The organism is Mycoplana rhizolycopersici (genome assembly GCF_013378445.1).
In the GTDB taxonomy this organism is placed as follows: domain Bacteria; phylum Pseudomonadota; class Alphaproteobacteria; order Rhizobiales; family Rhizobiaceae; genus Mycoplana; species Mycoplana rhizolycopersici.
This window is the reverse complement of the sequence record NZ_JABXYK010000020.1, coordinates 1-16,049: the sequence shown is the minus strand read 5'-3', so window position 1 is coordinate 16,049 and position 16,049 is coordinate 1. Positions and strand designations below refer to the sequence as shown.

Below are 16,049 nucleotides of genomic sequence, written 5' to 3'. Positions count from 1 at the left end.
GCCTGCGGGGAGAAGGTGCCGGCAGGCGGATGAGGGGCGACTTTGAATTCACCAATGCGAAACAGGATGCCGCGCTCACGTCACCCCCAACGCCCCTCTCGCTTCATCGCCTCAATCTCTCCAACCGCCCGCTCCCGCAGGCGTTCGCGGCGGATGATGTCGGCCACCGCGGCGTCGTCGGACTTGTCGGCGTAGCGGAATTCGCTGTCGGCGTAGCGGTTGATCTCCTGCAGCACCATCTCCATCGTGATCGGCCCGCGCAGTTCCTCGATCATGCCCTTCTTCTCGTCGTAGGACTTGTGCATGAAGGCGTCGGGCGCGGCGAACCAGTCGTCCGGCAGGTCAACGTCCATCGCCCGCATCTTGATCGCATCGGTGATGTTCTTGATCGCCCGTCCGGTGAAGCGCGGCTCGGCCTCCTTGATCATGTGCAGGTAGGTACCGACGTCGGCGAGGCTCGCCAGCTTGCCGTGCGCCTTCTCGTAGCGCTCCCACACTTTGAGAAGCCCGTCTTCCTGCGGCAGTGCGTGCTGGCCGTAGGAGGTCGAGACCGCGGTCTTGATCTCCTGCCCGGCCAGCAGCGCATGCTCGCCGAGCGGGATCGAATGGTTCTTGCCGACGAGCAGCGCGAAGATGTCGACATAATCGGCGCGCGACTGCGGCCCGTCGACGAGCCAGCGGGCGCCGGCGCGCTGGCGAAGCGCATCGTCGACGTTTTCGGGATAGTTGGAGAACATGCCGAAGGTGCAGTTGCCGCGCACCACCGTCGAGGCGCCGGCAAAGCTCTCCATCAAGACGGCCGTCACCTCGTGCTGGCCGGCGGACGCCCTGTCGTCGGAACGCTTGGCGGCCACCTGGTCGACGTCGTCGATCGTGCCGAAGCCGATTGCGCGCGGGTTGACGACGTTGTTGACGAATTCCTTGCAGTTCTGTCCCGACTTGCCCTGGTAGGAAGAGATCTGGTCGACGCCGAAGTTCTCGTAGTGGAAGGGATAGCCGGCCACCCGGCAATAGTCGTCGAGCAGGCCGGCCAGCATCTGGATCAGCATGGTCTTGCCGGTACCCGGCATGCCGTCGCCGATGAAGGTGAAAAGAAAGCCTCCGAGCTCGACGAACGGGTTCATCTGCCGCTCGAAGTCGTAGGCCATCAGCATCTTGGCAAGCCGCAACGCCTGGTACTTGGCGATATGGTTGCCGACGATGTCGGTCGGCTTCTTGAACGTCATCGAAAGCGGCTTGCGCTTCTGCCCCGGTGCGACGTCGAAGCCGTTGAGGGTGAAATCGTCCTGCTCGATACGAATATGCGCGCTCTCGAAGCTCGACAGCCCCGAAAAGCGCGCCTTGCGGCCGATTAGTCCCTCCAGCGCCACGCGGGCGAAGGCCCGCGCGCGCGCGACCAGCACCGTGTCGTCGGCCGATCCCGCAATCGCCCGGTCGAGGCCGGCGACGAGGCTCTTGGCGGCATCCTGGGCGGTGTCGAACAGGTAGTCCGGCTCGTCGGTATCCTCCGCCGGCTCGCCCTCGCCGGACAGCATGGCACCGAGATAGGCGGCAAGGGTGAAGGCGGTGACATAGGCCGAGGCTGAAAGCAGCGCCTTGAAGCGCTCGGCCTCCTCGCCGGAAAGCGGGGCGGTGGCGTTGCGCGCCTGCAACTGCTCCAGTTCCGTCTGCCGGGCGAAGACGTCGGCGACGGCCAGCGCGATCTCGATGCCGCGGCGGGCACGATAGAGCAGCTGGTGCTGCGCCGGCGACAAAAGCGGATCGCCCGGCCGCACCGCGGCGATGGTCTTTGCCAGCTCGACCTCACGCGTCCGCCGCATGCCGCCGGTCGAGACGGTGGAGACAAAGCGCCGCCCGGTGCCTGCGATCGGCGCGCCGGCAGGCCCGCCATCGCTCTCCAGGATGGCGAGCCGCGTCACCATGCTCTGCGCCACCGCGCGGTGCCTTGCGATATCGCTCTCGGGGATCATCGTCAGTCCGGCGTTCAAGCTCATCGCGTCATACCCCGCTGACCACCCGGTTTCCCGAAATCACGTGCACCTTGTATTCGCCGAAGATCGCTTCCGCCTCACCGGCGGCATAGAGCGCCTGGTAGGCATCGTGCGGCACCAGCGCATGCTTCTCGAAACAGCTGACGCCCATGCGCGCGGCCTCGAGGTTGTTGGTGTCGATATGGAACTCTTCCTGCGCCGGCGTCGAACTCCAGAAGCCTTTCTTCGCCGGGCGCTCGGCCTGCGAGAACACCTCCTGGATCGTCCATGTCAGAAGCCAGGCGTTCTCGACCTTGCGCACCTTCGACAGGATGTCGCGGACCTTCTGGTTGTTCTCGGTGATGTCGGCGGAATAGAACGGGCCGAGCACGATGCGGCGCAGCTGCTTGGGATGCAGCATCTCGAAGTCGCGGTCGAGATTGGTGGCGATCGTCACCGGCGATAGCGAATAGGCGCTGTTCTTCAGCGCGAAATCATCGAAGCGGCTGGCGAGCTCCGGGTTGAGCAGCCCGCCGACCGGCAGGTCGATCTGGACGTCGGGGTTGAGCTTGCCGTCCTTCGTCACCAGCAGTTCGACGATCTTCTCCGAACTGTCCTCGATCGTCGCCATGTAGACCATCGGCAGCGTGCTGGCGCCGTCGAAGGCACCCCAGCTGACGACGTAGTAGGGCCGCATCGTCTTCGGGTTGACGGCGACGCGGATCGTCTCGGGCAGCACGAAGGGCGAGAATACCTCTCCCTTGCCGATCTGCTGCAGGTACATCCGCTCGGCCATGCGAACCTGCAGCTCGGTCGGAAAAGCCTTGTTGCGCAGGATGAAGTCGGCCATCTCGCCGCGCAGTTGATCGGCGCCCGGGATCTCCGAAAGCCGCTTTTCCGCGCCCTTACGATCGTTTTCGAGTTCAAGGACGTTCTGATAGACCGGGAAGCCGCTTTCGGCACGCGAGATGCGGAACTGGTCGACGAAGCCGATTCGGTTCTCCCAGCAGGAAAACGACGCCTTCAGTCGGGCAAGATAGGGCACGATCGCCTCGCCGACGACGCCGTGCTGGTAGAGCGGCGAATTGCGGTCGCCGAGAAACACCTCCAGCCCGCCGAGGGCCGCCCGGATGGAGGTGAAGTACTGCGCGACCGCACTGTCGGCTGGGGGTTTCATGTCTGCCCCTCAACCGCCTGCCGGCACCTTCTATCCGCAAGCAGGGCGAAGGCGGACGCCGCGCCATCTTTATCCCCTCTCCCCGACTGCGGGGAGAGGACCAGGGAGACGGGCAAACTTCCAGAACCCAAACCCGACCGGGCCATCGCCGTCACGCCTTCACGTAGTTCGAAGCGTTGTGCTTGTCCATCACGTCCTGGAAGCGCCGGGCAAACGCATCGTCGGCGAGTTTCTTGCGGCGCTGGATGTCCTGGGTGGCGAGCATGTTCTTCTCGTGCATCTCGAGCAGGTCGCCGATGTGCTTCTGCGCGGCGGCACCGATACCGGCCATCGTTTCCTCGGCTGCGGTATCCACCTTGCTGCCGAGCGTGTTGATCCGGTGGGCGACGTCCTGCTGTGCGGCGGTCTTCAGCGAATCCTCCAGCGCCTTGTAGAGCACGATGCGCTGCTCGGTATCGATCGTCAGCTTGTTGATCAGCGTGTTCTGCGCGGCGATCTGGTTGTTGAGCGAGTCGACGAAGGTCTGGAACATCGAGGTATAGCGCTCCAGCGTCTGGCTTTCGGCGAGCAGCTCCTGCTCCTTGGCCTGCTGCTCGTTGTATTCGGTGGCGAGCGTCGAGCGCTCGCCCTCCAGTTGCGTGCGCGTCTTCTGGTCGGTGGAGGCGGCGATCCGGTTCTCGATGTCGAGGAGCTGCGGGTTCAGTTCCTCGATCCGCTTCTGCGTGGTCTCCAGGTTCGCCATCGTCTGCTTGCGCCGCTCGATCACCTGTATCAGGCTCGCCTCGGACGTCTTGTAGCGGCTGTCGAGCACAGCCTTCTGTTCCTTCAGGATACCGACGATCGTGTCGGACTTCGCCAAAAGCTCCTGGAGATTGCCAGAGAGCGACATGTTGCGCACGCGGTCGGTGCGCATGCGCTGCATCTTCTGCTTGGAGAAGATGCCGATGAACTTCTCGTAGCCCGTGTAGCTCTTCATGCTCTCGAACTCGACGCCGAACACATTGGTGGCGTCCTCGAGCCCGATGATCAGGTCGGCGATGTTGGCTTCCATCACCTTCTGCTGGGTGAGCACGTCCTGCAGGCGGGCGTTCTCGATATCGAAATTGGCGTCGCCGAGCTTGGTGTCCGCCTTGGCGAACTCCTCCAGCACGATGCCGGTCTGCTCCAGCTTGCCGCGCATCTGCTCGACGGTGTCGCGCGTCCGCGCAATCTCGGTATCGAAATTCTGAAGCGTCGCCATCCCTCATCCCTCTCTCAACGACCGGCGTCATACGCTGGACGAAACATGTGAAGACACCGCCGCGCGGCATCGCAGATACAGAATTCCCGCCGTCTGCCTGCAGGACATGATGTGGGAAGCAGCATCGCGGCTGCAACCCTTAAAGGCATGTATTTTTTGCATGAAACCTGAAAATGTCAGCAACGGCGCCGGCAGGCGCGACCGCAGTTCTCATTGTGCGGCAGAAGCGCCCTTCAGAAAAGCGATGATATCGGCAATATCCTGCGGCTTCTTCAGCCCCGCAAAGGCCATCGCCGTGCCCGGCACCATGGCCCTTGGCGCGGCCAGATAGTCGGCAATCAGCGCCTCGTCCCACACTTTGCCCTTGCCGAACGCAACCATCGCGGACGAGTAGCTGTAGTCGGGAAACGACGCGACGGGACGGCCGACGATGCCGGCGAGAGACGGCCCGACCCGGTTGACGGGGTCCGTGGTGTGGCAGGCCACGCACTTCCGGAAGACGGCCTTTCCGGCATCGGCGTCACCGGCAACGCCGGACGAGGCGGCGGCAAGAACGAAGAATGCCGACAAGGCGATCGATTTCATGCGTGCAGGCCTCCGTTGCCGTACTCGTTCTGCATCAGGAATCGCCCTGCATCAGGTCGTCCCAGTGGCGGCGGCAATAGGACACGTATTTCTCGTTGCCGCCGACTTCCACCTGCGCCCCCTCCCTGACGAGGGTGCCGTTTGCGTCGAGCCGCACCACCATGGTCGCCTTGCGCCCGCAATGGCAGATGGTGCGCACCTCGCGCAACTCGTCCGCTATCGCAAGCAGCGCGTTCGAGCCGGGGAACAGCTTGCCCTGGAAATCCGTGCGCAGGCCGTAGGTCATCACCGGAATGCCCATGCGGTCGGCAATGCGCGCCAGCTGCCATACCTGCCGCTCGCTCAGAAACTGCGCCTCGTCCACGAAGACACAGGCGATCGGGCCGTCCCCGTCCGCACCCATCGCCTCCACCCTCGCCTGCAGGTCGTCGCCCTCATCGAAGGCGATGGCATCCGAGTGCAGGCCGATCCGCGAGGAGATCCGTCCCCGTCCCGCGCGGTCGTCGAAGGCGGCGATGAAGATCGCCGTGCGCATGCCGCGCTCACGGTAGTTGTAGGACGCCTGCAGCAGCATCGTCGACTTGCCGGCGTTCATCGTCGCATAGTGGAAATAGAGTTTTGCCATGATTTTCCTCGTGGCCTGTTCTGGCGCGGAAGAACCCGGATTTCCAGCCATGGTGAGGCGCAGACCACAGATTTTGCGACGCTCCGTTCACAACGACATTCTTGCGCTCGATTGCGAAGCGGCGTGAAATAAACTAGGCCGGCGATGGCTGTGTCAGGTACGTAAAGTGCTTGAATGATGACGTTTTTGATGCTTGGCTTGCGGCATCAGAACAAAAATGGGGAGCATTGAACATGAAATTTGCATCGACACTGAAAGCATCGGCTCTGGCTGCGGTCTCGATCGTCGCGCTTGGCGTCGGCAGTGCGCTGGCCGCCGAGGCCGAGAGCTGTGGCAAGGTCCGCTTCTCCGACGTCGGCTGGACCGATATCACCGCCACCACCGCGACCGCCTCGACCATCCTCAAGGGCCTCGGCTACGAGACGGAAACCACCGTCCTGTCGGTCCCGGTCACCTACACATCGCTCGCCAACAAGGACATCGACGTCTTCCTCGGCAACTGGATGCCGACCATGGAAGCCGACATCAAGCCCTTCCGCGAGGCCGGCACGGTCGAGACCGTCCGCGAGAATCTGGAGGGCGCCAAGTACACGCTCGCCACCAATGCCAAGGGCGCCGAGCTGGGTATCAAGGACTTCAAGGACATCGCCGCACAGAAGGAAGCGCTCGACGGCAAGATCTACGGCATCGAGCCGGGCAACGACGGCAACCGCCTGATCATCGACATGGTCGACAAGGGCACCTTCGATCTCAAGGGCTTCGAGGTCGTTGAATCGTCCGAGCAGGGCATGCTCGCCGAAGTGGCCCGCGCAGAGCAGGACGGTGCGCCGATCGTCTTCCTCGGCTGGGAACCGCATCCGATGAACGCCAACTTCAAGCTGACCTATCTGACCGGCGGCGACGACGTCTTCGGCCCAAACTTCGGCGGCGCGACCGTCTACACCAATGTCCGCCAGGGCTACACCACCGAATGCCCGAACGTCGGCAAGCTCTTGCAGAACCTCAAGTTCACGCTGGAGATGGAAAACCAGATCATGGGCAAGATCCTCAACGACGGCGAGGCCCCGGAAGCGGCTGCGAGCGCATGGCTTAAGGCCAATCCCGCAGCCATCGAGCCGTGGCTGGCGGGCGTCACGACCAAGGACGGCGGCGACGGTCTGGCCGCCGTGAAGTCCTCGCTCGGTCTCTGAGCATGGCAAAGGCGGGACACGGTCCCGCCTTTTTTCGACCATGCGAAACGATCTGTCGCCCATAGACACATCGACTTCACCATCATCTGGTGATCTTCTGGTCCCGCCGTACCGCCGCTGCATGCCGCTGTCTGCAGCAGGCAGGATGGGGACGTGAACCCGGCAACACTTGGAAGGCAGGTACGATTCCGTGGATTGGCTGACAAACATCAAACTGCCCATCGGCCCCTGGGCCAAGACCGCGGTCACCTGGCTGACCACGAACGGCAAGGATCTCTTCGACCTGCTCAAGGTCGTCCTGCAGGCCGGCATCGATGCCATCCTGTTTGTGATGCAGGGGCCGTTCTCCAGCGATCAGGGCAGGTTTGCCTATGCGTTGGCGCTGATCGCGCTGATCACGCTTCTTTCCTGGTATCTGCGCCGGTCGCTCGGCGTGACGCTTTTCACGTTCCTCGGCCTGCTCCTGATCGTCAACCAGGGCTACTGGAAGGAGACGACCGAGACGCTCGCGCTCGTTCTCGCCGCCACCGGCGTCAGCATGGCCGTCGGCATTCCGCTCGGGATCGCCGCCGCCCGCCGACCGATGTTCTACGCCTTCCTGCGACCCGTGCTCGACCTGATGCAGACGATCCCGACCTTCGTCTACCTGATCCCGGCGCTGATCCTGTTCGGGCTCGGCATGGTTCCGGGACTGATCGCCACCGTCATTTTCGCAATCCCCGCCCCTATCCGCCTGACCCGGCTCGGCATCATCTCCACGCCGGATTCGCTGGTGGAAGCCGCGCAGGCCTTTGGGGCCACGCCGTCGCAGGTGCTGCGCAAGGTGGAACTGCCCTTCGCCACGCCGCAGATCATGGCCGGGCTTACGCAGACGATCATGCTGTCGCTGTCAATGGTCGTCATCGCAGCACTCGTCGGCGCGAAGGGTCTCGGCGTGCCGGTCGTACGTGCGCTGAACACCGTAAACATCTCCATGGGCTTCGAGGCCGGCCTCTGCATCGTCATCCTTGCGATCATTCTCGACCGCCTGTTCCGCACTTCCGATGAAGGAGAAGGCGCATGACCGAAACCGTCGTCTTCGACAACGTCGACATCATCTTCGGCGAAAAGCCGGAACGGGCGCTCGCCATGGTCGATTCCGGCAAGACCCGCGACGACATCGGCCGCGAAACCGGCCTGGTCATGGGCGTCGCCGGTGCATCGCTCGCCATCCACGAGGGCGAGATCCTGGTGCTGATGGGCCTATCCGGTTCCGGCAAGTCCACCCTGCTTCGCGCGGTCAACGGTCTGGCACCCGTCGTGCGCGGCGAGGTTCAGGTAAAGACCGGCAACGGCGCGCTCAACCCCTACGGCTGTTCGCCGAAGGCGCTGCGCGATTTCCGCATGCACACCGTCTCCATGGTGTTCCAGCAGTTCGCTTTGCTGCCCTGGCGCACGGTCGCCGACAATGTCGGCTTCGGGCTGGAGCTTGCCGGCATGAAGGAAGCCGAACGCAAGGCCCGCGTCGAGGAGCAGTTGAAGCTCGTCAACCTGACGCAGTGGGCCGGCCGCAAGGTCAACGAACTCTCGGGCGGCATGCAGCAGCGCGTGGGCCTTGCCCGCGCCTTTGCCACCGGCGCGCCGATCCTTCTGATGGACGAGCCCTTCTCCGCCCTCGACCCGCTGATCCGCACGCGCCTGCAGGACGAACTGCTCGAATTCCAGCGCCGCCTGAAGAAGACGATCATCTTCGTCAGCCACGATCTCGACGAAGCCTTCCGCATCGGCAACCGCATCGCCATCATGGAAGGTGGCCGCATCATCCAGTGCGGCACGCCGCAGGACATCGTCAAGAACCCGATAAACCAGTATGTGGCGGACTTCGTCCAGAACATGAACCCCATCAACATGCTGACGGCGCAGGACGTGATGCAGACCGGCCTTGGCGGACCGGCGGTCGGCGTCACCGCGACGGCCCGCCCCGATACGCCGCTGGTGGACATCCTCGACGCCATGGCGCGCCAGCCCGGCAATATCGGTGTGGTCGAAAACGGGGCGATCGTCGGCATGATCAACGCGCAGAACGTCGTCGAAAGCCTGACCCGCCACCGCCGCCGCGAGTAACATCGACGGGAGCGCCGGGCCTGCAGCTTGACAATGCCCGCCCGGCGGGGCCCGCCTCACCGGATCGAACGTCGCACTGGAGCCTCCCTGGTTCATTCCAGTGGTTCCTTGTTTCGTTTGTCTTTTCGGGAAAGCCGGATTCCACTTTTCCCTGACAAACCCTAACAGGCGAGGCCTGCATGACAGAGAACGACAAGGACGCGCCGAAGGTTCTGCGCGAGACCGACGACGCGGCGCGCCGACTGGCCCGGGTGCTGCTGCGCTCGGCGCGCAGTGCCGCACTCGCGGTGCTCGAGCCGGAGACCGGTCATCCCTTTGCCAGCCGCGTGCTGACCGGCATGGATATCGACGGCGTTCCGGTGATCCTGGTGTCGGCCCTTTCCGTCCACACGCAGGCGCTCAGGCGCGATCCGCGCTCCTCTCTCCTTGCGGGCGAACCCGGCAAGGGCGACCCCCTCGCCCATCCCCGCCTGACCGTCATCACGCAGGCGGAGGAGGTAGAGCGCGGCAGCGACGGACATGCCCGCCTGCGCGAACGCTTCGTCAGAAGGCACCCGAAGGCGCAACTCTATGTCGACTTTCCCGATTTCACCTTCTTCCGGCTCGTGCCGATACGGGCAAATCTGAACGGCGGATTCGGCAAGGCCTACCTGCTGTCGGCCGACGATCTCCTGATTCGCTCAGCCGTTCGCGAGGCCCTTGCCGGCCGCGAAGCTGCCGCAATCGACCATATGAACAGCGACCATGCGGAGGCTGCCGGGATCTATGCCAGCCACTACCTCGGCGCCAAAAAAGGGAACTGGATCATCTCGGGAATTGACGCCGCCGGCATCGACCTGTCGGCGGGCTACCAGCTGAAGCGCCTTGAATTCGAACAGGAATTGAGCGATCCGCTGCAATTGCGCACGGTCCTCGCCGACCTGCTTCACGCCGCCCGCACCGAGCAAGCCTGAAGCACGAAACCGCTCCCGCGCCTACCCCCATTTCTGGCCCTTGATGTGTTTGGTTTTGTTTATATGCTAACAGTCGTACAGTACGGGACCGCACATATTGAATATGATACGCATTGAAGGAGTTTCCAATGGACACTTTTTCTGAAGACGAGCAAGCACAGGCGGAAGTTGCGACCAACTTCCTTTCAGCGGTGGCGAATCCCAAGCGCCTGCTGATCCTGAAGGTACTCGTCGGTGGAGAAATCGCTGTCGGCGCACTCGCACAGAAGGTGGGGCTCAGCCAGTCTGCCCTATCCCAGCATCTGTCCAAGCTGCGCGCGCAGAACCTCGTCTCCACGCGTCGCGACGCTCAGACGATCTATTATTCCAGCAAGTCGGAAGCCGTTCTGACCATTCTGGAGGCAATCGACAGCATCTTCAGCGAATCGCTCGCCCGCGACAGCAGACAGTTGCGCTACGCCTGAGAGCGACCTCAGAAGCCAGTTCCGAACGCCCGGCGAAGCCACTTCGCCGGGCGTTTTCCTTTGTTCCTTCGTTCGCGCGCAGGCTTGACGGCGTCCGTCGCTTCGATAGTTTGACCAACAGGTAAATAATGCATGGCGGGAACGACACCGCCGAGAAAACATGGCCCCGGAGATCCTCATGTCCAACCGCCTCAACACCCCCAACGATATGCGCGCCTTCTGGATGCCGTTCACGGCGAACCGGCAGTTCAAGAAGGAACCGCGCCTCTTCGTCGGCGCCAAGGACATGCACTACCAGACCCATGACGGGCGTCAGGTTCTGGACGGCACGGCTGGCCTATGGTGCGTCAATGCCGGTCACTGCCGTCCGAAGATCACCGAGGCGATCCGCGAACAAGCGGGCGAACTCGACTATGCGCCGGCCTTCCAGCTCGGCCACCCGAAAGCCTTCGAGCTCGCCAACCGCCTGGTCGACATCGCCCCCGAAGGCATGAACCATGTGCTCTATACCAATTCGGGGTCGGAATCGGTCGATACGGCCCTGAAGGTGGCACTCGCCTACCACCGCGCCAAGGGCGACGGTTCACGCTTCCGCCTGATCGGCCGCGAGCGCGGCTATCACGGCGTCAACTTCGGCGGCATCTCCGTCGGCGGCATCGTCTCCAACCGCAAGATGTTCGGCACGCTCCTCACCGGCGTCGATCACATGCCGCACACCCACCTGCCGGAAAAGAACGCCTTTACCCGCGGCCAGCCGGAACATGGCGGCGACCTTGCCAGCGAGCTCGAGCGCATCGTCACCCTGCACGACGCCTCGACGATCGCCGCCGTCATTGTCGAGCCGGTCGCCGGCTCCACCGGCGTGCTGATCCCGCCGAAAGGCTATCTGCAGAAGCTGCGCGAGATCTGCACGAAGCACGGCATCCTGTTGATCTTCGACGAAGTCATCACCGGCTTCGGCCGCCTGGGCGCCCCATTCGCCGCACAGTATTTCGACGTCAAGCCTGACATCATCACCACCGCCAAGGGCCTGACCAACGGGGTCATCCCGATGGGCGCCGTCTTCGTCACCTCGGAGATCCATGACGCCTTCATGAACGGCCCGGAACACCTGATCGAGTTCTTCCACGGCTATACCTATTCCGGCAATCCGATCGCGTCCGCCGCAGCCCTCGGCACCCTCGATACCTACAAGGAAGAGGGCCTGTTGACGCGCGCCGCCGAACTCGCCTCCTACTGGGAGGACGGGTTGCATTCGCTGAAGGACTGCCCGAACGTCATCGACATCCGCAACATCGGCCTGATCGGCGCGATCGAATTGTCGCCGATCGCCGGCGAGCCGACCAAGCGCGCCTTCTCCGCCTTCCTCAAGGCCTATGAGCGAGGCCTGCTGATCCGCACCACCGGCGACATCATCGCGTTGTCTCCACCGCTGATCATCGAGAAGCACCATATCGACGAGCTGTTCGACAAGCTGCGTGGCGTGCTGAAGCACAACATCTGACGGCAGAAAGATTTGAGAGGAAGCGGCCGCCCCGGCCGCTTCCTCGTTCCGGGCCGGTGTTATCCGGCGATGTCGCGCCGCTTTACGGTGTAGGGCAGCGCAAAAAGATAGAGCCCTGTCAAAAGCAGGAGGACGAGTGGCACCAGCGCCAGCAGGCCGATCCAGACGACGGGCTCTTCCATGCCCATGGCGGCTATGTTGGCGATCACGGCAAGGGTGAATGCGATCGAAACCCAGCGGTGAAACTGCCTTATCTTTCTGTTCCAGTTCAATTCGGTCTCCGTTTTGGTGGCGGACTGCGTGGCCCGTCGTTTGATGCCGAGCCCGCAAAGGCACGGCGACGTCATCCGCGGTTCCTTCAAGAGGGCCACGTCTGCGATAACTGATGGCGTCGCGGGAGTTTCTTTTGGGTGACGGACGCGGTGGGCCTCAGCCCAGACGCGCCAGCACGTCTTCCAGCTTGTCGATGAACTTCGGCCAGCCCATCTTCGCGCCGCCATAGAACATCGGCTGATCCTGCCGGAAGCCCGTCTGCTCCATGCGCAGCATCGTCCCGGTCGCCGTCGGAGTCAGCGTCCAGGTGACGATGCTCTCCAGCGGCGTGGCATCCCATGTGTAGGACAAGGTCCTGTTCGGCTCGACGGTCCGCACCTTGCATTCGACCGTGCCCCAGTCGGCGCGCAGGCTGAAGGCGTGGCCGACGGCCGGCTTGAATTCGTTCTTCATCAGCCACTCCTCGATGAGTTGCGGTTGCGTGAGCGCGCGCCAGATCTTTTCCGGCGGATGCGGCAGCTCCCGTTCGACGACGACGGAGAGTGTTTTCGCTTCGGTTGCGGTCATTGGTCCATCCTCTTGAGCAGGTCTTCGAGATCGTCGAACCGGCTTTCCCAGAAGCCGGACATCTGTTTTGTCCAGTCCACCAACGGGGAAAGCGCGTCGAGCTTGGCACTGTAATGCGTCTGGCGGCCTTCATGCCGGTCGCGCACGAGGCCTGCCCGCTTCAGCACGCCCAGGTGCTTGGAAACCGCCGGCTGCGAGACGCCGGCCTCTGCGGTCAGGGCGCCCACGGTCTGCTCGCCGCGAAGGCACAGCCGCTCGAAGAGCGCCCGTCGTGTCGGGTCCGCCAGTGCGGAGAAGAGAAGGTCCTGCGCTTCGCCCATCGAATCCATAACCCGTTGGCTATTGATTTATTCAATAACTCTTTGGTTATGAATATGTCAAGCGCTGCCCTGGGGCCTGACACGATGGTCACGCCCAATGCATCACAGCACCGGAAAACCGCTCCAGGATCAGCGACAACACACGAAAACGCCGAAGAAACGTCTATGCTACGCTGCACATATCGCCGCATCAGGAGTGACCATGTCCGAAACGATCCGCATCGAAAGCAACGCCCTCATCGTGGACGTGTCCTCCCTTGGCGCGGAAATGCAGTCGCTGGCGCACAGGGATGGCCGCCAATGGCTGTGGCATGGCGACGCCGCCTGGTGGTCCGGCCGCGCGCCGCTTCTCTTCCCGATCGTCGGCAAGGCACCCGACGACAGCCTGGCGATCGGCGGTACGCGCTACCCGATGAAGCAGCACGGCTTTGCCCGGCGCAGCGAATTCGCCCTGACACAGTCCGACAACAGCTTCTGCCGGCACGAATTGAAGGCCAGCGCCGAGACGCGGGCCGTCTATCCGTTCGACTTCTCGCTCTCGCTGGAGCATCGGCTGGAAGGGGCGATACTCCGCGTCACCGCCACCGTGACGAACGAGGGCACCGACGTGATGCCCTACGGCATCGGCTTCCACCCCGCCTTCCTCTGGCCGCTGCCGGGCGGCGAAGGCAAGCCGCATACGGTTACGCTCGGCAACGGGGCCGAGCCGCCGCTGGCCCGGCTGCATGACGGATACCTGGCTGCCGACCACCTCCCTTCGCCCTTCCATGCCGGCCGCCTCGTGCTGGAATCCGGCTTCTTCGACGCCGACGCCATGATCTTTCCGGAAGGCACTGGCTCCGAGCTGACCTATGCCGCGAACGGTGGACCGTGTCTCAAGTTCTGCTTCGAAAACCTCCCCAATCTGGCCCTCTGGCAGAAGCCGGGTGCCCCCTTTCTGTGTATCGAACCCTGGCACGGCATGGCCGCCCATGCCGGCGGCACCGCCGAACTGACCGAGCGACCCTTCACGGCGGCGCTGGCAGCGGGGGAAAGTGCAAACTACGGCTTTTCGGTTGAACTGCCCGCATGAGATAGTGGTCTTCACCCGCTTCCGCCCTTTGACCGGGCACATTCGCACTGTCGCAAGACAACAATCCGGAGACCGCCATGACCGACTTGGAACGCCGCATCGACCAGGGCACGGGGCGCGAACCCGCCGACATCGTGCTCAAGGGCGGCCGGTTTTTCGACCTCGTCACCGGCGAACTCGTCGCCTCCGACATCGCGATTTGCGGCGAGCGGATCGTCGGCACCTGCGAGGCCTATGAGGGGCGCGAGGAGATCGACATTTCCGGCCGCATCGTCGTTCCGGGCTTCATCGACACCCACCTGCATATCGAAAGCTCGCTCGTCACCCCGCACGAGTTCGACCGCTGCGTGTTGCCGCATGGCGTAACGACGGTAATCTGTGATCCGCACGAGATCGCCAACGTACTGGGCGAAGACGGCATCCGCTTCTTCCTCGATTCCGCCGAACGAACGATCATGGACATCCGCGTGCAGCTGTCGAGTTGCGTGCCGGCGACGCATCTGGAAACCTCGGGCGCCGACCTTCCGATCGAGAAGCTCCTGCCCTTCCGCCACCATCCCAAGGTGATCGGGCTGGCCGAGTTCATGAATTTTCCCGGCGTGATCCACAAGGATCCCGTCTGCATTGCCAAGCTCGAAGCCTTCCAGGGCGGCCATATCGACGGCCACGCACCGCTGCTCTCCGGCCGCGACCTCAACGGCTATCTCGCAGCCGGCATCCGCACCGACCACGAATGCACCAGCGCGGAAGAGGCGCTGGAAAAGATCAGGAAGGGCATGCACATCCTGATCCGCGAAGGTTCCGTATCGAAGGACCTCTTGGCGCTGATGCCGCTCTTCACCGAGCGGCTGTCGCCGTTCATCGCGCTCTGCACCGACGACCGCAACCCGCTCGACATCGCCGAGCAGGGCCATCTCGACCACATGATCCGCACCGCGATCGCCCACGGCCGCGCCCCGCTTGCCGTCTACCGCGCCGCCTCGATCTCGGCGGCGAAGGCCTTCGGCCTGCACGACCGCGGCCTGATTGCCCCCGGCTGGCGGGCCGACCTCGTCGTTATCGACACGCTGGAGGACTGCCGTGCCGAAATGGTCTTCTCGGCCGGTCGCCGCGTCACAGACGCACTATTTGCCGGTCGCAAGCCTGTCGCACCCGTAGGCCTCGACAGCGTCAGGGCAAGACAGGTAAAGGCGGCCCACTTCGCCGTGCCGGTGACGGAGGGGGAGACGCCGGTGATCGGCGTCATCCCCGGCAAGATCATCACCGAGCATCGCCGCTTCCGCCTGCCTTCCAAGGGAAACCAGACGGCGGCGGACCTGTCGCAGGATATCATCAAGGTCGCCGTCATCGAACGGCACGGCAAGAACGGCAACCACGCCAACGGCTTCGTCCAGGGCTTCGGCCTGAAGAAGGGCGCGATTGCCTCGACCGTCGGCCATGACAGCCACAACATCTGCGTGGTCGGCGTCGACGAAGACGACATGGCCTTTGCCACCAACCGCCTGGGCGAGATCGGCGGCGGCTTCGTCGTGGTCGAGGACGGCAGGATCACCGGCGAGATCGCGCTTCCCGTGGCCGGCCTGATGAGCCTTGAGCCCTTCGAGACAGTCCGCGACACGCTGCACCACCTGCGCCAGGCGGCACGTGCGCTCGGTGCGACGCTGGAGGAGCCCTTTCTGCAGCTCGCCTTCCTGCCACTGCCGGTTATCCCGCACCTGAAGATCTCCGACCGCGGCATGGTCGACGTGGGCCGGTTCGAACTGATCGGGTGAATGACAATACTTGGCAGCAAGGCGGAAACGACCTATTTTTCGCAGGTAATCAAATTTACCGGAACCCGCTGATGTCGAAGCTTGAAAAGATCGAAGAGAGCGTAGCATCGCTAGAGTCTGTCAGGGCTAGGCTGCACCATAGCCTGCATGTCGCAGATAGTTCGAGCACTCCTGCGGCGTAAAGAGCTGCAGGAGATCGCCGACGCGCCTCCATGTTGTTTCGACGGTTCGTTC

16 protein-coding genes are annotated in these 16,049 nt (G+C 63.4%); 8 read left to right on the top strand and 8 right to left on the bottom strand.

What is annotated here, in order from left to right; all coding sequences use genetic code 11:
• Nucleotides 1-80: 80 nt before the first annotated feature.
• The 5 genes from HV823_RS22850 to HV823_RS22830 form a co-directional block, all read right to left on the bottom strand.
• A complete protein-coding gene (locus HV823_RS22850; protein WP_176951984.1) occupies nucleotides 81-1,994 on the bottom strand; it encodes an AAA family ATPase in 1,914 nt (637 codons plus the stop codon).
• Between the two features lie 4 nt (nucleotides 1,995-1,998).
• Entirely contained in the window at nucleotides 1,999-3,147 is a 1,149-nt protein-coding gene (locus HV823_RS22845; RefSeq protein WP_176951983.1) for a hypothetical protein, read from the bottom strand.
• A 151-nt stretch (nucleotides 3,148-3,298) separates the two neighbouring features.
• Complete coding sequence (locus HV823_RS22840) at nucleotides 3,299-4,387, bottom strand: coiled-coil domain-containing protein (RefSeq protein WP_176951982.1); 1,089 nt, start codon at nucleotides 4,385-4,387, stop codon at nucleotides 3,299-3,301.
• A gap of 210 nt (nucleotides 4,388-4,597) precedes the next feature.
• Entirely contained in the window at nucleotides 4,598-4,972 is a 375-nt protein-coding gene (locus HV823_RS22835; RefSeq protein WP_176951981.1) for a c-type cytochrome, read from the bottom strand.
• Nucleotides 4,973-5,006: 34 nt separating this feature from the next.
• Nucleotides 5,007-5,597, bottom strand: coding sequence for a thymidine kinase (locus HV823_RS22830; RefSeq protein ID WP_176951980.1), 591 nt, complete (start codon nucleotides 5,595-5,597; stop codon nucleotides 5,007-5,009).
• Nucleotides 5,598-5,830: 233 nt separating this feature from the next.
• On the opposite strand from HV823_RS22830, the gene HV823_RS22825 reads away from it, so the two are divergent.
• The 6 genes from HV823_RS22825 to aptA all read left to right on the top strand — a co-directional run bounded on the left by HV823_RS22825 (nucleotide 5,831) and on the right by aptA (nucleotide 11,811).
• The gene (locus HV823_RS22825; RefSeq protein WP_176951979.1) at nucleotides 5,831-6,787 is read left to right on the top strand and encodes a choline ABC transporter substrate-binding protein; all 957 of its coding nucleotides are present in this window, start codon (nucleotides 5,831-5,833) and stop codon (nucleotides 6,785-6,787) included.
• A 190-nt stretch (nucleotides 6,788-6,977) separates the two neighbouring features.
• On the top strand, nucleotides 6,978-7,850 hold the full coding sequence (gene choW / locus HV823_RS22820; protein WP_176951978.1) for a choline ABC transporter permease subunit: 873 nt from the start codon (nucleotides 6,978-6,980) through the stop codon (nucleotides 7,848-7,850).
• A complete protein-coding gene (gene choV / locus HV823_RS22815) occupies nucleotides 7,847-8,890 on the top strand; it encodes a choline ABC transporter ATP-binding protein (RefSeq protein WP_176951977.1) in 1,044 nt (347 codons plus the stop codon). The genes choW and choV overlap by 4 nt, the downstream gene beginning before the upstream one ends.
• Nucleotides 8,891-9,069: 179 nt before the next feature.
• The gene (locus HV823_RS22810) at nucleotides 9,070-9,843 is read left to right on the top strand and encodes a HugZ family pyridoxamine 5'-phosphate oxidase (RefSeq protein ID WP_176951976.1); all 774 of its coding nucleotides are present in this window, start codon (nucleotides 9,070-9,072) and stop codon (nucleotides 9,841-9,843) included.
• 128 nt (nucleotides 9,844-9,971) lie between these two features.
• A complete protein-coding gene (locus tag HV823_RS22805) occupies nucleotides 9,972-10,307 on the top strand; it encodes an ArsR/SmtB family transcription factor (RefSeq protein ID WP_176951975.1) in 336 nt (111 codons plus the stop codon).
• Nucleotides 10,308-10,485: 178 nt separating this feature from the next.
• The gene (gene aptA / locus HV823_RS22800; RefSeq protein WP_176951974.1) at nucleotides 10,486-11,811 is read left to right on the top strand and encodes an omega-aminotransferase AptA; all 1,326 of its coding nucleotides are present in this window, start codon (nucleotides 10,486-10,488) and stop codon (nucleotides 11,809-11,811) included.
• Nucleotides 11,812-11,870: 59 nt separating this feature from the next.
• On the opposite strand, the gene HV823_RS22795 is transcribed toward aptA, so the two are convergent.
• The 3 genes from HV823_RS22795 to HV823_RS22785 all read right to left on the bottom strand — a co-directional run bounded on the left by HV823_RS22795 (nucleotide 11,871) and on the right by HV823_RS22785 (nucleotide 12,971).
• The gene (locus tag HV823_RS22795; RefSeq protein ID WP_176951973.1) at nucleotides 11,871-12,083 is read right to left on the bottom strand and encodes a hypothetical protein; all 213 of its coding nucleotides are present in this window, start codon (nucleotides 12,081-12,083) and stop codon (nucleotides 11,871-11,873) included.
• 157 nt (nucleotides 12,084-12,240) lie between these two features.
• Nucleotides 12,241-12,651 carry an SRPBCC family protein gene (locus HV823_RS22790; protein WP_176951972.1) on the bottom strand — a complete coding sequence of 137 codons (411 nt, stop codon included), beginning with the start codon at nucleotides 12,649-12,651 and terminating at the stop codon, nucleotides 12,241-12,243.
• Complete coding sequence (locus HV823_RS22785) at nucleotides 12,648-12,971, bottom strand: ArsR/SmtB family transcription factor (protein WP_176951971.1); 324 nt, start codon at nucleotides 12,969-12,971, stop codon at nucleotides 12,648-12,650. Before HV823_RS22785 ends, HV823_RS22790 begins: the two co-directional genes overlap by 4 nt.
• A 202-nt stretch (nucleotides 12,972-13,173) precedes the next feature.
• Here HV823_RS22785 and HV823_RS22780 point away from each other — a divergent pair, with 202 nt between their 5' ends.
• Both HV823_RS22780 and ade read left to right on the top strand, forming a co-directional pair.
• Nucleotides 13,174-14,043, top strand: a complete 870-nt coding sequence (locus tag HV823_RS22780; RefSeq protein WP_176951970.1) for an aldose 1-epimerase family protein — start codon at nucleotides 13,174-13,176, stop codon at nucleotides 14,041-14,043.
• A 77-nt stretch (nucleotides 14,044-14,120) separates the two neighbouring features.
• Nucleotides 14,121-15,815: an adenine deaminase gene (gene ade, locus HV823_RS22775; RefSeq protein ID WP_176951969.1), complete on the top strand. Its 1,695-nt coding sequence runs from the start codon at nucleotides 14,121-14,123 to the stop codon at nucleotides 15,813-15,815.
• The last annotated feature ends 234 nt before the right edge of the window (nucleotides 15,816-16,049 follow it).

What these genes read in the sequence shown, in the direction of transcription:
- HV823_RS22790 (WP_176951972.1), bottom strand. Translation starts at nt 12,651, where the DNA reads ATGACCGCAACCGAAGCGAAAACACTCTCCGTCGTCGTCGAACGGGAG.
- HV823_RS22845 (WP_176951983.1), bottom strand. Translation starts at nt 3,147, where the DNA reads ATGAAACCCCCAGCCGACAGTGCGGTCGCGCAGTACTTCACCTCCATC.
- HV823_RS22810 (WP_176951976.1), top strand. Translation starts at nt 9,070, where the DNA reads ATGACAGAGAACGACAAGGACGCGCCGAAGGTTCTGCGCGAGACCGAC.
- HV823_RS22785 (WP_176951971.1), bottom strand. Translation starts at nt 12,971, where the DNA reads ATGGGCGAAGCGCAGGACCTTCTCTTCTCCGCACTGGCGGACCCGACA.
- choV (WP_176951977.1), top strand. Translation starts at nt 7,847, where the DNA reads ATGACCGAAACCGTCGTCTTCGACAACGTCGACATCATCTTCGGCGAA.
- HV823_RS22780 (WP_176951970.1), top strand. Translation starts at nt 13,174, where the DNA reads ATGTCCGAAACGATCCGCATCGAAAGCAACGCCCTCATCGTGGACGTG.
- HV823_RS22835 (WP_176951981.1), bottom strand. Translation starts at nt 4,972, where the DNA reads ATGAAATCGATCGCCTTGTCGGCATTCTTCGTTCTTGCCGCCGCCTCG.
- HV823_RS22830 (WP_176951980.1), bottom strand. Translation starts at nt 5,597, where the DNA reads ATGGCAAAACTCTATTTCCACTATGCGACGATGAACGCCGGCAAGTCG.
- HV823_RS22840 (WP_176951982.1), bottom strand. Translation starts at nt 4,387, where the DNA reads ATGGCGACGCTTCAGAATTTCGATACCGAGATTGCGCGGACGCGCGAC.
- aptA (WP_176951974.1), top strand. Translation starts at nt 10,486, where the DNA reads ATGTCCAACCGCCTCAACACCCCCAACGATATGCGCGCCTTCTGGATG.
- HV823_RS22805 (WP_176951975.1), top strand. Translation starts at nt 9,972, where the DNA reads ATGGACACTTTTTCTGAAGACGAGCAAGCACAGGCGGAAGTTGCGACC.
- HV823_RS22825 (WP_176951979.1), top strand. Translation starts at nt 5,831, where the DNA reads ATGAAATTTGCATCGACACTGAAAGCATCGGCTCTGGCTGCGGTCTCG.
- ade (WP_176951969.1), top strand. Translation starts at nt 14,121, where the DNA reads ATGACCGACTTGGAACGCCGCATCGACCAGGGCACGGGGCGCGAACCC.
- HV823_RS22850 (WP_176951984.1), bottom strand. Translation starts at nt 1,994, where the DNA reads ATGAGCTTGAACGCCGGACTGACGATGATCCCCGAGAGCGATATCGCA.